The organism is Chamaesiphon sp. OTE_20_metabat_361, from assembly GCF_031364565.1.
The window spans coordinates 1-12,983 of sequence record NZ_JANLWO010000046.1 but is presented as its reverse complement, the minus strand read 5'-3'; the positions used below and the strand labels follow the sequence as shown (position 1 = coordinate 12,983).

11 protein-coding genes are annotated in these 12,983 nt (G+C 48.9%); 4 read left to right on the top strand and 7 right to left on the bottom strand.

Going from position 1 to position 12,983, the window contains the following annotated elements; all coding sequences use genetic code 11:
• Positions 1-21: 21 nt before the first annotated feature.
• A complete protein-coding gene (gene infB, locus RMO35_RS01190; protein WP_309737991.1) occupies positions 22-3,102 on the top strand; it encodes a translation initiation factor IF-2 in 3,081 nt (1,026 codons plus the stop codon).
• A 234-nt stretch (positions 3,103-3,336) separates the two neighbouring features.
• Here the strand turns inward: infB and RMO35_RS01185 are convergent, their stop codons facing one another.
• The 6 genes from RMO35_RS01185 to RMO35_RS01160 all read right to left on the bottom strand — a co-directional run bounded on the left by RMO35_RS01185 (position 3,337) and on the right by RMO35_RS01160 (position 5,993).
• A complete protein-coding gene (locus RMO35_RS01185; RefSeq protein WP_309737990.1) occupies positions 3,337-3,579 on the bottom strand; it encodes a NifU family protein in 243 nt (80 codons plus the stop codon).
• A 258-nt stretch (positions 3,580-3,837) separates the two neighbouring features.
• Positions 3,838-4,317 carry a hypothetical protein gene (locus tag RMO35_RS01180; protein WP_309737989.1) on the bottom strand — a complete coding sequence of 160 codons (480 nt, stop codon included), beginning with the start codon at positions 4,315-4,317 and terminating at the stop codon, positions 3,838-3,840.
• A 216-nt stretch (positions 4,318-4,533) separates the two neighbouring features.
• Positions 4,534-5,205, bottom strand: a complete 672-nt coding sequence (locus RMO35_RS01175; RefSeq protein WP_309737988.1) for a DUF4033 domain-containing protein — start codon at positions 5,203-5,205, stop codon at positions 4,534-4,536.
• 124 nt (positions 5,206-5,329) lie between these two features.
• The gene (locus tag RMO35_RS01170; RefSeq protein ID WP_309737987.1) at positions 5,330-5,482 is read right to left on the bottom strand and encodes a chlorophyll a/b-binding protein; all 153 of its coding nucleotides are present in this window, start codon (positions 5,480-5,482) and stop codon (positions 5,330-5,332) included.
• 104 nt (positions 5,483-5,586) lie between these two features.
• On the bottom strand, positions 5,587-5,739 hold the full coding sequence (locus RMO35_RS01165; protein WP_309737986.1) for a chlorophyll a/b-binding protein: 153 nt from the start codon (positions 5,737-5,739) through the stop codon (positions 5,587-5,589).
• 104 nt (positions 5,740-5,843) lie between these two features.
• On the bottom strand, positions 5,844-5,993 hold the full coding sequence (locus RMO35_RS01160) for a chlorophyll a/b-binding protein (protein WP_309737985.1): 150 nt from the start codon (positions 5,991-5,993) through the stop codon (positions 5,844-5,846).
• A 195-nt stretch (positions 5,994-6,188) separates the two neighbouring features.
• Between RMO35_RS01160 and RMO35_RS01155 the strand changes: the two genes are divergently transcribed.
• Positions 6,189-9,476: a glycoside hydrolase family 15 protein gene (locus RMO35_RS01155; protein WP_309737984.1), complete on the top strand. Its 3,288-nt coding sequence runs from the start codon at positions 6,189-6,191 to the stop codon at positions 9,474-9,476.
• 283 nt (positions 9,477-9,759) lie between these two features.
• On the opposite strand, the gene RMO35_RS01150 is transcribed toward RMO35_RS01155, so the two are convergent.
• Complete coding sequence (locus tag RMO35_RS01150) at positions 9,760-10,143, bottom strand: hypothetical protein (RefSeq protein ID WP_309737983.1); 384 nt, start codon at positions 10,141-10,143, stop codon at positions 9,760-9,762.
• Positions 10,144-10,449: 306 nt separating this feature from the next.
• Here RMO35_RS01150 and RMO35_RS01145 point away from each other — a divergent pair, with 306 nt between their 5' ends.
• Both RMO35_RS01145 and RMO35_RS01140 read left to right on the top strand, forming a co-directional pair.
• Positions 10,450-11,805, top strand: a complete 1,356-nt coding sequence (locus RMO35_RS01145; protein WP_309737981.1) for a GAF domain-containing sensor histidine kinase — start codon at positions 10,450-10,452, stop codon at positions 11,803-11,805.
• Between the two features lie 39 nt (positions 11,806-11,844).
• Entirely contained in the window at positions 11,845-12,681 is an 837-nt protein-coding gene (locus RMO35_RS01140) for an HAD family hydrolase (protein ID WP_309737980.1), read from the top strand.
• Positions 12,682-12,983 lie beyond the last annotated feature (302 nt).

The window sequence follows — 12,983 nt, the reverse complement described above, 5'->3', positions numbered from 1 at the left end:
TCATAAATAGGAACATAGTGGATGAACAACGGCAAAGTCAGAATTTACGAATTGTCAAAGGAATTGAATTTGGAAAATAAGGATTTATTGGGAATTTGCGAGGGCTTAAATATTGTAGTTAAAAGCCACAGTAGCAGTATCTCAGAATCCGAAGCAGAGCAGATCGTCAAAGCCGCTAACGAAAAATTTCCCGATCGTCACAACAAGCCAGCCCGTCAGATCGCGACTGATAAGGGTGAAGCTCCAGCCGCGCCGAAAAGCGATGTTCCCAAGTCACCAGCCCCAAATCCAGCGATGACCGCAGCGAACACCCCACGACCCACCGAACCCAAAGCTCGAATTTTGCAGATCGAACACAAAAGCGACCAGACTAAGCCATCCTTGATGCCGCAGCCGCCAGTAGCAGCACAGCAACCACCATTACGTCCCGCAACCCCCCAAGCTCCCAGTGTCAGCCGTCCCGTCGTACGACCGACAACTGCTAGTGAAGGGACTGCACCCGTAGTCCGCCGTGCTGAGTCCACTGCTGAGGGCAGCCCTAACCGAGCCGTCAGAGCGACCACCCCCGTCCAGCCACCAGCACCAAAACCGCAACTGTCAGGCCCCCCAGCACGTCCCGGTCTGGCCGATAGCTCGATCGATCGATCGGGTGAGGTCGCCAACATAGATAGTATGGCTGCACCTGCAAGTCGCGCCGCCGCGCCTAGTAAACCTATCCCTAAATCCCAACTAGTCAAGAACGAGCCGAGCAATCGGCCCGCTGTTGGTGCGCCCCAAAGCCCCGGTACTGGCGTAGTCCGCCGTCCGGTAGCCAAATCTGAGAATGCGCCACCACCGCTCAATCGTCCGCCAACCCGGATCGTCCAAATCAAGCCTCAAGGTAGCGGCCCCACCCGACCGGGTGCGCCTAGTAAAGACGGTGCGGCGACTGATAAAGACGACGCAACACCAACGACCATCGATCTCGAACTCAAGCGGCCACCCCTGCGGAAACCAGTAAACAAGGGCAAAGGCTGGAGTAAAGAAGAAGAAGAAATCGAGACTGCTAAGGCGAAAGTTCCTGCCAAAGGCAAACGGGTCAAAACAGTCGTCATCGATGAGGATGATGAAGATGACGATCTCGATGGTAACGATAACTCTAACGAGACGATCGTCAGCCTGTCGATCGCCAGACCTGCTAAGCAGAAAATCGGCACTGGCGGCGGCATCCGACCCGCAGCCGTTCCGGCTCAGCGCAAAAAGCCCGTGATGAAAGGCGATCAGCAAGCCAAAGAACGCGGTAATAATAATAAGCGCGAACAGAAAAATACTGTTGAAAAGCCCGAATCGATTACGCTCATGGGTAGTATTACCGTGCGCGATTTAGCCGAAATGCTGATGGTACCAGAAACCGAAATCGTCAAGCAGCTCTTCTTTAAAGGAATTGCAATTAGCGTGACGCAGATCCTCGACGTGGGTACCGCCACGATGGTCGCCCAAGAAATGGACGTAGCGGTAATTACGGGTGTCGAACAAGCAGAGGCAACCAAAGTTACCGAAATGCTCGACATTGAAGACTTTGACTCACTCCAACGTCGTCCGCCTGTGGTCACGATTATGGGTCACGTCGATCATGGTAAAACCACGCTGCTCGATGCGATTCGATCGACCAAAGTCGCTCAGGGCGAAGCTGGTGGGATCACTCAACATATCGGTGCCTACCACGTAGATATGGATCGTGAAGGTCAAGTCGAGCAAGTAGTTTTCCTCGATACTCCGGGTCACGAAGCCTTTACCGCCATGCGGGCACGGGGTGCGCGCGTCACAGACATCGCGATCCTCGTCGTCGCGGCTGATGATGGTGTCCGTCCCCAAACCATCGAAGCGATCCGTCACGCCCAAGCCGCCGAAGTACCGATTATTGTCGCGATCAATAAAATCGATAAACCAGGTGCCAACCCCGCACGAGTTAAGCAGGAATTGATCGCCTTCAACCTTCAATCAGAAGATCTCGGTGGCGACACGATCATGGTCGAAGTCAGCGCCCTCAAAGGCGAGAACCTCGATACATTGCTAGAAATGATTCTGCTCGTGGCAGACGTCGAAGATCTCCAAGCCAATCCCGATCGCTCTGCTCGTGGTACGGTCATTGAAGCCCACCTCGACAAAGCTAAAGGCCCAGTTGCCACCCTACTGGTGCAAAACGGTACCTTACGCGGCGGTGAAACCCTCGTTGCCGGACACGTCTTTGGTAAAGTTCGGGCGATGGTAGATGACAGGCTCGCCCGCGTGGAAGCGGCTGGCCCATCCTTTGCCGTCGAAGTCCTCGGCTTGAGCGATGTACCGCAAGCAGGTGATGAGTTTGAAGTCTTCCCTGAAAAAGAAGCTCGCGCCATTGCCGATGTCCGTTCTGCCGAACGCCGTCAATCGCGACTCCAGCAGATGATGGCTTCCCGCCGGGTCACTCTCAATAGTTTGTCAGCCAAGGCACAGGAAGGAGAACTCAAAGAACTCAACCTGATCCTCAAAGCCGACGTCCAAGGTTCCGTCGAAGCAATTCTCGGTTCCCTGCGCCAGCTACCGCAAAATGAAGTCCAGGTGCGCGTCCTCCTTTCCGCCGCAGGTGAAATCACCGAAACTGATGTCGATCTAGCCGCAGCCAGTGGTGCCGTAATTATCGGCTTCAACACCACCCTCGCCAGTGGTGCCCGTTCTGCCTCGGATGATGCTGGTGTTGATGTGCGTGAATACAACATCATCTATGCCCTTCTGAGCGATATTCAAGGCGCGATGGAAGGACTCCTCGACCCCGAACAAGTCGAAGAACCCCTCGGTCAAGTCGAAGTTCGGGCGGTGTTCCAAGCCGGACGGGGCAACATTGCCGGATGTTATGTTCTCTCTGGTAAAGCTCTCCGCAACTGTAGCATTCGCGTCCTCCGGAAGAATCAGTTGGTCTACGATGGCACGCTTGACTCTCTCAAACGGATTAAAGATGACGTGCGCGAAGTCAATGCTGGGTTTGAATGCGGTATCCGTTTAGATAAGTTCAATGACTGGCAAGAAGGCGACATTATCGAAACCTTCCAAATGGTCAGCAAACGTCGGACGCTATCGCCTGTATAGACGATCGCCATAATTGAACTCAAAAACCCAACTTCGCTCAGAAGTTGGGTTTCTTATTGATATCGCTTGAATTAAATCCTCAACCCCGATCGAATGGTGAGTCCAGTAATAGCTGATTTTAGAAATTGCAAGGGCGGGCACCGATCGTCACGATCTAGGTCGGATGGTTCTCTCGGCAACCAAGCTTGGCGGTTTGAGTCCCCTTACTTTTTAAAAACCTGACTTTCAACTGACTTAAAATACTTGTTCGACGCCAGAGATTTCGGGAATCATGTCGCATAGTTTGCGCTCGATCCCCATTTTGAGTGTCATTGTCGAACTCGGGCACGAACCGCACGCACCTTGAAGACGTAGTTTGACGATCGGGCCGTCTATATCTACTAATTCTACGTTACCACCATCAGCCATCAGGTAAGGGCGGAGGGTATCGAGGACGGTTTCGACGTTAGCAGGATTGAGTGTTAAAGCTTCAGACATAGTTTACTAAACCAAATTGAGCACAATCGACGATGGTATCGACTTCATCTCGATCGTAACCGATCCAGTCAATTATTTCCGCATTGTTTGGGACGGATCTCTCTATCTTTGAGTAGAGAGGGGAGTTGGGAGCTGGGAGTTGGGAGTTGGGGGACTGGGGGACTGGAGAGAGAATCTAAACCCATTACCCTTTACCTTTTACCTTTTACCTCTTACCTATCCCCAATTCCCTATTCCCTATCCCCCATTCCCTATTCCCTAATTCCGTTCGACAAAGGCAAACTTGCGACCTTGTTGTTCGAGATCTGTCAGGATGCGATCGTAGGCTTCGAGATCCCAGAGTGCCCACTTAGCAGTAGCTTGGGAATCTTTGCCCGCTAAAACCTGCGGATTGGTGGCGACAAACTCCTTGAGACTATGAACGGTTTGTCGGGCAACGGTTGGTTCGTGCCAGCGGGTTTGAGCGGATAGTGCGGCGATTTCGGCACGCATTGCTGAAGCGAGCACGGCATTACCTTCGGCTTCGGCTTCTTGAAGTAACAAGCGGTAGCCCTTGGTGTCTTTGTATATAAAGTCCTCGATTTTGGCTACTCCCAATTTTTGGGTAATTCGATCGAGTTGTCTGAGTAACTGGGGTACTGTAGTGCCGTAGACTAATCCTTGCGCTTGAGTATCCATCGTCGCAGGAATCGGCGCAATTTTGCCATGTTCGAGTTCGATTGTCAGCCAGTATGCCATGAACGTCTCTAATTGCTGTTGCTATCTAATTAGGGTACCCAGAGCGATTGCTCAATCGATCGTGTCTTCTCGATCTACACCGATGTGGCAATAGATCTGGTATGAGGCAGAAGATTGCCGACGGCAAGTTCGATTTGTTGGTTCCAGGTGCCAAGCTATCGCCTATTCTAATTTTAGTAGAGTGTCTGAAAATTGAAATCATCCGTAAGAAGGATGTTACTTAGGGTAAGCCAATTGCGGACAAGCGATGGCTGTAATTTTGGCAGTAGGACATTGCAGAGCCAAACACGGCTGAGTGTAGTCCGGATCTACCGCAGGAGCCAGGGGTGTCTGTCCGAAAATCATCTGACAACTGAGATCGGCAAAGTTGGGGGTCATCGTCAGGGGAATGCCAAATTTCTCAGTAAAAAAAGCTTGGGTAGGCACTTTGCACATATTTACGCACATGCCGACACAGCCACTCTCAGCCAGATAACGACATTTTTCGATCTGGACTGCGGAGGGTTGCGATCGTACCGTACCATCGGCTAATTTTAGATCGGCTGTAGCCACCGTACAAGGCCCGACTAGCCACTCAAACATTTTGGCGGCAAACCAAGCGTTTAAGACGCACACTAGCCGCGTAGGGGCAAATAGAGTGCGAATCAGCCACAATACTGGTGCCGGGACTAATGACTGCAATACCTTGGCAACGATAACTTGCTGCTGCTGGGGATTGCGTCCGTGCATGATTTGTTTCGAGAGATCGACAAAGCCACCATAGCCGCTGACAGTAGTGCCTGCGCCTAGAGCTTGCCCCATCTTGTGGGTAAATAGCCAGATAAATAGTCGATCGAGGATATTATCGTCATATTCATCTTTGATAATCGGCGCGCCGGGAGGGGACATAGCTAGATTTAGATTGGTACTTTATCGCTGTGTTTATGTGGATCTTAATTGGTTGGTGGCGATCGCGGACAAAAAAAACTGGGTAATACCCAGCTTTCTTTGAGACTGATTAATACCGTAGCGACTACATTAATCCCAAGAAATGCAGTGTACCTTGTCCGGTAACTAGTTCGGTAACGAGAGCAGCAACGAAACCAATCATTGCTAGGCGTCCGTTCAATAATTCTGCTGAAGGGGTAAAGCCAAATTGGGCTTCTTCTTGCTTTTTAGCTTGCATAGTTCTGACTCCAGTAGGGGTGAATATTTATAATTGCGCGTGTAGACTGACGTAACGAATAAATTGGAGAACTGCAAGTCTGCGGACGATATTCGTAGCTAGAATTACATTAATCCCAGGAAGTGTAAAGTACCTTGTCCGGTAACAAACTCAGTGATGAGAGCAGCTACAAAGCCAATCATCGCTAGGCGTCCGTTCAAAAGTTCTGCTGAAGGAGTAAAACCAAATTGGGCTTCTTCTTGTTTTTTAGCTTGCATAGTTCTGACTCCAGTGGTGATGAATATCTATAATTGCGAGTGTCAACCGATGTAACGAATAAATTCGAGAGCTGCAAGCCTTTGGCTAGTGTTGGTAGCTAAAGTTACATTAATCCCAGGAAGTGTAAGGTACCTTGTCCGGTAACTAACTCAGTGATGAGGGCAGCTACAAAGCCAATCATCGCTAGGCGTCCGTTCAAAAGTTCTGCTGAAGGAGTAAAACCAAATTGTGGCTCTTCTTTTTTAGCTTGCATGATTTTTACTCTGGTAGTGTAAAGATTTGTTCGTATCTATATTAAATAATGTAACGAATAAATGTACATATGGCAAGTCTTTATGGAAAGTTTATTCCGCGCGGGTGACACCAATGAGTGTGAGGGAATGTCCATCAGGACTTAGAATAGAGGCTAGCAGCGGATAAATCGCCATCATCACACACAACTCACATCATGAATCGTTCTGGACAACTCGATCGTTACTACCACCAAATTCAATCGATTATCCTCAGCCGCCAAAATCCGATTACGGGGTTATTTCCAGCGAGTACGGCGATTACGGCGCATGGAGACTATACCGATGCGTGGGTACGAGATAATGTTTACACAATTTTAGCGGTGTGGGGATTGGCGTTGGCGTATCGCAAAGTAGATGCACCGCCAGGACGATTATTTGAATTGGAGCAGAGCGTTATTAAATTGATGCGCGGGCTGTTATTTTGTATGCTGCGCCAAGCGGACAAGGTAGAGCGGTTCAAGCAGACGCAATCGCCATCAGATGCGCTGCACGCTAAGTATAGTACCCATACGGGGGATGTCGTCGTCGGTGACGATGAGTGGGGACATCTGCAATTAGATGCAACTTCGCTATTTGTGTTGATTTTGGCGCAGATGACGGCATCGGGGTTGCCTGCGATCTATACGCTCGATGAGGTCAACTTCGTCCAAAATTTGGTTTATTATATCGGGCGGACTTATCGGACGCCAGATTTTGGACTGTGGGAGCGTGGGGATAAGATCAATCACGGTAGCGTGGAACTAAATGCGAGTTCGATCGGGATGGCTAAAGCCGCACTGGAGGCAATTAATGGTTTAGACTTATTTGGCGCGCGGGGTTCGCAGGCATCGGTAATTCATGTCTTGCCTGATGAGATCGCGCGCGCGCGGTTGACGTTAGCTTCTCTATTGCCCAGGGAATCGAGTTCCAAGGAGACAGATGCCGCGCTGTTAAGTATTATCGGGTTTCCAGCGTTTGCCGTGACAGATCCGCAATTAGTAGCGCGGACGCGGGATAAAATTGTCGAGAAATTAGAGGGGAAATATGGCTGTAAACGCTTCTTGCGCGACGGACATCAGACGGTACTAGAAGATACTACCCGCCTGCATTACGAGCCAGAAGAATTGCTTAAGTTCGAGGGAATCGAGTGTGAATGGCCGTTATTTTTCACTTATCTATATTTGGATGCCTTATTTAGCGGCGATGCCGTCAGTATTGAGAAGTATCGCAATTTATTGGCTGATGTCGCCGTGGATGCCGATGGGACGCAATTATTACCAGAATTATATTACGTGCCCAGGTCCCAAATTGCTGCCGAAAGATCGCAGCCGCATTCGCAACCGCGATTACCGAATGAAAATCTGCCCTTAGTGTGGGCGCAAAGTTTGTACTTTCTGGGCGAGTTACTACACGATCGATTTTTAGCACCTGGAGATCTCGATCCTTTGGGTAGACATCTGCAAATTGGTAACAAAAGACGGCGGACAGTTCAGATTGCCCTAATTGCTGAAGATGCCGATCTACAATCACAATTAGCTGACTATGGAATTGCGACTCAAATCTCCGCCCAAATCCAACCGATTCAAGTCCGACAATCGACAGAATTAGCCGCAGCTTACGCCCAAATCGGTCGCAATGATAAGCTAAATCTCACAGGTCGTCCAGTGCGCCGCTTGCGAAGTTTGACTACTTCGCGGATCTTTAATATCTGTGGGGAAACGATCGTCTTTTTACCTGCATTTTTAGATCGCCAACAGTTTTATCTCACTTTTGATTATCACTTTCTCATTTCGCAAATCAAGGCTGAAATTGCTTATATTAGCGAACAGTGGACGCAATTGGGGCGGCCAACGCTAACTTTATTATTGACTAAATCTTTATTGCAAGAAGGTCAAGATGAATTTCAAGGCCAACAATTTGCTTCGCCCTTACTAGAATTAATTGCTGAATTTAAACAAGGTAAATGTAATACCGTGCCGATCCGATTGGGATATCTCAATCAATTGAAACTCACTGCTGGGGTCGAGCGGATCGATAGCTTACACGAGTTTAAATTCAAGGAAACTTATGTCGATCCCTCATTACCCCAACATTATTATCTAGCTTATGCTGCCGATCGCAATCAACCCTTAACTAATAATCAGGAATTTTTATTAGAAGCAGAAACCAACATCACTAGCCTCTTGCAGCAGTTAAGAGGTTCGGATAATCTCTACCAACAGATCGAACTATTACACACCTTAACCAAGCTCAAGAAACTCGACTTCAATACCGGATTTGGAGGGCCAAAAGTTAAAGTCACCGTCGCCGATCTGTTAAATGAAGTTTACTTCAAAGCCGGAAACTTTAGCAATCGTCCCCACTGGGCGATCGTCCGATATGCTGCGGGCTTACTAGATAAGGTCGAAATTAGCTTGTCCGACGCCGTAACTGATATTTTAATCGGCGGTAAGCAGCTTACAGTCGGGATGGCTTATAGTGAAGCTGCCTCGATCGATCGACCGATGTCCCACACCGAGATCGTCGAAAAAATTGATGAATTCTGTCGAGAAGACACTCGCGATCGCGTATTGACTCAAGAAATTATTATTTATTTAGGCTTATTAATTAAATCTGAACCAACTTTAGTTAAAGGCTTACTTACCCTCAGAGTTGGCTATCTAATTTTATTACTAACCAGCGAACTAGCGATCGAATTGGGAAGTACTCAAGATGCTGCTTACGAAAAACTCATGGAACTCAGTCCCTTTGAAATTCAAACCCGGTTGCATCAAGTATTGACCGATTATCAAGGCTTGGGTAATACCGTTTTTCAGCAAGAATCATTGCATCTCAATCAATCCCAAAATCAAATTGCCTGGATGCCCAATGCCGTCGATGCTCTTGCAAATAGCGCTCCTACTGTCGCAATCGATTGGCGATATCAACGTCGTAAAGACGGCACGATCGCGCGAGTCGAGCAAGATTTTTATCCCAGCGTCTGGCGATTACTCGAACATTGTAAAGGTGTGACGATCGGCGATAAATTAGAGAAACGCAATCGTCTAGACAGCGATGTCATCTTATCAGAAATGACTCCTGGTGAAAAGAATTTTGCCTTGAGAATCGAACACTTACTAAATAAGATTGTCGCCCCAGAATATCGCCAATTAAATATCGAAGCGCTCATGGCATTAGCCGCCTTATCCGAACGCAACCCAGATCTAGAAATTGCCGAATATATCGTGCTGGATGTCTTAATCGGTCATGCTGTTCGCTTGGCTTGGCTAGATGTCGAGCTACCCAAACCAACGATCGACAGGTTCGATCGATCGGCATTCGAGCCAGCTAATTACGAGCGATTTAAATCATTTGCGTGGAGTAACTTCTATCAAAGTTCGCCCCATATCTGTGGCAATTACATTGTTAAATCGCTGCAATTCTTGAGTCAGTTAGCGGCTGAACCTCTCAAGAGCGAATCATAATCTTTTACAGAACCCATTTGAGATCTTTTCAGTTTGAACCGATTGACTCCAGAATTGGTGCGTTATGCTAGCGCAGTAACGCACCCTACTGTCAACTTATCGCTCTGGTGTAGGGTGTGTTGTCTTGACGCACACAACCTGGAGGAAACCTCCAGGTCGATGCGTCGCTATCGCCCTTGGCGTAACGCACCATCATGAATCTCAAAGATCCCAAATGGATTCTATAGCCACCAAGCTCCCACGGCGATTACCCGATCGCCGTAAGTCGCCGCTATAGAGCATTCTAGCGAGGTAAACGATCGGCAGGATTATCGACATCTACTTGGACGTTTTGTTTAAACTTGACGGGAGGCATATTAATGCCAGTAGGACTGTCATTGCTACCATTGATTTGCTGAGTGCTCTGACGACGTTGGGTGGCACGCTCTGTACCGCCGACGGTAGATTGGACATTGGTCGTACTGACGGTATTACCGACACAGCCGCCAGTCGAACCTTGAGTGACATTATTCGTGCGATCTGTAGGCTGCCCAGAACCACCGATCGTCATTTGAATATTCGTATCATTCATGACGCATTGGGCACTAACTTGACGTACGGGGAATGCAGCCACAGCAGACAAAGTAGCTAAAGCGAGGAAACAACCAGGGAAGAATGCGGATTTCATAGTTTTTCGCGGTAAGTAATCTTGGCTACTACTACAGGTCGATTGGTGATGATTCCGCAAGTTTGCCCAGGGCAATTTGGCACGCCAGATGGCAATCTCATTTTTAAATGTTGCTCTAGAGTGCTGACGTGGGAATTTTAGATATAGACATCTATCCTCAGACATTTACTTATTCCCATTGCGGGCAATTGTCCCATGCTCAATTCCGACCAAGACCTAAACTCCAAATCACACCACCAAGCTAGGTCTCGATCCCGGCACTCTGCACCGCTGGGGAGTCAGTTGAGCATCGAGCAATTGCCAGCGATGCCGATATTTAATGAAGCCACAGCCTTGGCGGTACGGACGATCGTGGCACCTGTAGCTATTCTCACCGCGATCGCGGGAGCTAGCTACCAAATTGCGTCTATTTCCGGTCTAGAGCAACTTTCAGCTTTACCCGCTCGACCCAATTTAGCTCTAGAATTAGCTGGGCTAGAATACTGTCACGATCGGGCGATCGACAGTCCGAACTGCTCGATCGTCACAAATTTTCGAGATCGTCCGCAATTAGTGCAATCTGCCCTATTGCGGGTACATCGCATCCAGGCAACCTTGGGCGTACCGATTACCACTGCTGCTGGCGATAAGTTGGGGACGCTATCGATTTTTGATTTTAAACCGCGCCAATTTAGCGATCGCGAAATCGATCTCCTCCACCTTGTCAGTCGCCTCGTCGCCAGCGAATTCGAGCGGAAGTTATTAAGTCAAGCACAATTAAATAATTGGGTGGGCAATCTCCAATATCGCGCTCCGATAGGATTTGACGATCCGGGCGTCGCCGCTGCATATGACGAGCGCAAAGTCTCTACCAGCAACAAAATCGAGCCTCTACGACTCAATGCGATCGAGCCAGCAATTACCGCTGCCTCAGCCGCATCCGCAGTTCCAGGTCAAATTCAGTCGCAATTACTGACTCATTTAGCCCAAGAACTGCGGACGCCACTCACCTCCGTCCTGGGAATGGCTAGCGTCTTACAACAAGAAGTCTATGGCGCTTTAACCAGCAAGCAAAAAGATTATTTAGGAATTATCCACCATAGCGGTCAACAGTTAGTCACCCTTGTCGATGAGATCTCCCAATTAGGTGGACTCGTCGGCGACACCTCCCGCACCGAAAATTCTGCGCCGCAACTGGCACTCCAATCGGTAAATCTTGAGCTGCTATGCCAATTGGCGCTTCAGAGTCTAGAGCCGCTAGCCCAAAAAAAACAGCAGCACATCAAATTAGCACTAGCGGCAAATACTAGCACCACCTGGATGCTAGACAAAGACAAAGTACGTCAAATCGTCTACTATCTGAGTCTGAGTTTAATTCATGCCAGTGCCACCGCTTGCCACATCTCGATCGAGATTGCCCAGCTCGCCGATGCTCTCCAGATGCAGATCGTCACTAACGATTTTGACGCTCTGCTCGCGCCCTTTCCGGCATCCCCGCAGGCTCAGAATGCTCAGATCGGTCAGGATCTGCGGATTAGCCTGGGTTTAACACTCAGTCATACGCTGGCTGCGGCACATGGCGGCACGATTTCCTCTAGCCCCAGTGGTAATGGTTATCGACTCACCTTACCGCTAGTCGCTAGTCCGACAATGGCAATCGATCGCGACGCAATTGTGATGTGATAGGCTGATACCTGGCTTCAGATCTACACAACTGCAACCATGTCATCATCCACTGCCCAAATCAAACTCCTGATCGTAGACATTGATGGCACGATCGCGGGAGAATCCAATCAAGTCAGTCCCCGTGTCAAAGCAGCAATCTCAGCCGCGCAAGAGCGTGGTGTCCGGGTAGGGATTGCGACAGGTAGAATGTATAAATCGGCCCTCCGGTTTCATCAGGAAATCGCCGCAGACATGCCGATTATTGCCTATCAAGGCGCTTGGATTCAAGATCCGGCTACAGGTACCATTCACCGTCATTGTCCCGTACCTGTCGATATTGCTAGGGAACTGGTCGATTATTTCGAGCAACCGACACTCTTGGCTAAATTATCGATTCATGTTTATCGCGATGATTGTCTGTATGTGCGGAAAATTAACCCCGACACTGAGCTATATGTCGGGCGGAGTGGGATTGCTGTCACTCCAGTTGCCGATTTACGAACGATCTTGACCGAGCGACCGACTAAAATACTCGCTATGTCGGAGGATACTACGTTAATTCAAGACCTACTCCAAGATCTGCGCCGCAAGTATACTGTCGATCGATTGCATGTTACTACCTCTGTACCGATCTTTCTCGAAACGACCCAGTCGGGTATCGATAAAGGCAATGCGATCGACTATGTAGCTAAAAACTTACTCGACATCACCGCCGAGAATGTCCTGGCGATCGGTGATAACTATAATGATGTGGAAATGCTAGCTTATGCCGGGATCGGTGTCGCGATGGGTAACGCCCCCGCTGATGTCCGCTCTCTTGCTGACTGGGTGGCTCCACCTGTCAGCGCGGATGGTGTTGCGGTCGCGATCGAGAAATTTATTCTCAATTCCTAAGTTGCCGCTACCAAACCAACCGGAATCTCTTGTCTTTAAAATAATATAAAACCAAAAAGAAGACCGACGACTGGCCGTGTTTCGTCTCGGTCTTCTTCTTGATTCGCTCCTCACACTCCATGGATGATAGTCGATCTTTAAATTTTTGTCAATAGGGAGGAGTTGGGAGTGAAGATGGAGCAGAAACAGGAAAGTAGGGAAAGATTGTGTTTTACCCAAGTGGAATCTGCCATTCGGGAGATACCGCACTGGGAATTACTGATCAAGGCGGCTCAAATCGCCCAGGCAGCGGGTTGGGATCT

What these genes read in the sequence shown, in the direction of transcription:
- infB (WP_309737991.1), top strand. Translation starts at nt 22, where the DNA reads ATGAACAACGGCAAAGTCAGAATTTACGAATTGTCAAAGGAATTGAAT.
- RMO35_RS01185 (WP_309737990.1), bottom strand. Translation starts at nt 3,579, where the DNA reads ATGTCTGAAGCTTTAACACTCAATCCTGCTAACGTCGAAACCGTCCTC.
- RMO35_RS01180 (WP_309737989.1), bottom strand. Translation starts at nt 4,317, where the DNA reads ATGGCATACTGGCTGACAATCGAACTCGAACATGGCAAAATTGCGCCG.
- RMO35_RS01175 (WP_309737988.1), bottom strand. Translation starts at nt 5,205, where the DNA reads ATGTCCCCTCCCGGCGCGCCGATTATCAAAGATGAATATGACGATAAT.
- RMO35_RS01170 (WP_309737987.1), bottom strand. Translation starts at nt 5,482, where the DNA reads ATGCAAGCTAAAAAGCAAGAAGAAGCCCAATTTGGCTTTACCCCTTCA.
- RMO35_RS01165 (WP_309737986.1), bottom strand. Translation starts at nt 5,739, where the DNA reads ATGCAAGCTAAAAAACAAGAAGAAGCCCAATTTGGTTTTACTCCTTCA.
- RMO35_RS01160 (WP_309737985.1), bottom strand. Translation starts at nt 5,993, where the DNA reads ATGCAAGCTAAAAAAGAAGAGCCACAATTTGGTTTTACTCCTTCAGCA.
- RMO35_RS01155 (WP_309737984.1), top strand. Translation starts at nt 6,189, where the DNA reads ATGAATCGTTCTGGACAACTCGATCGTTACTACCACCAAATTCAATCG.
- RMO35_RS01150 (WP_309737983.1), bottom strand. Translation starts at nt 10,143, where the DNA reads ATGAAATCCGCATTCTTCCCTGGTTGTTTCCTCGCTTTAGCTACTTTG.
- RMO35_RS01145 (WP_309737981.1), top strand. Translation starts at nt 10,450, where the DNA reads ATGCCGATATTTAATGAAGCCACAGCCTTGGCGGTACGGACGATCGTG.
- RMO35_RS01140 (WP_309737980.1), top strand. Translation starts at nt 11,845, where the DNA reads ATGTCATCATCCACTGCCCAAATCAAACTCCTGATCGTAGACATTGAT.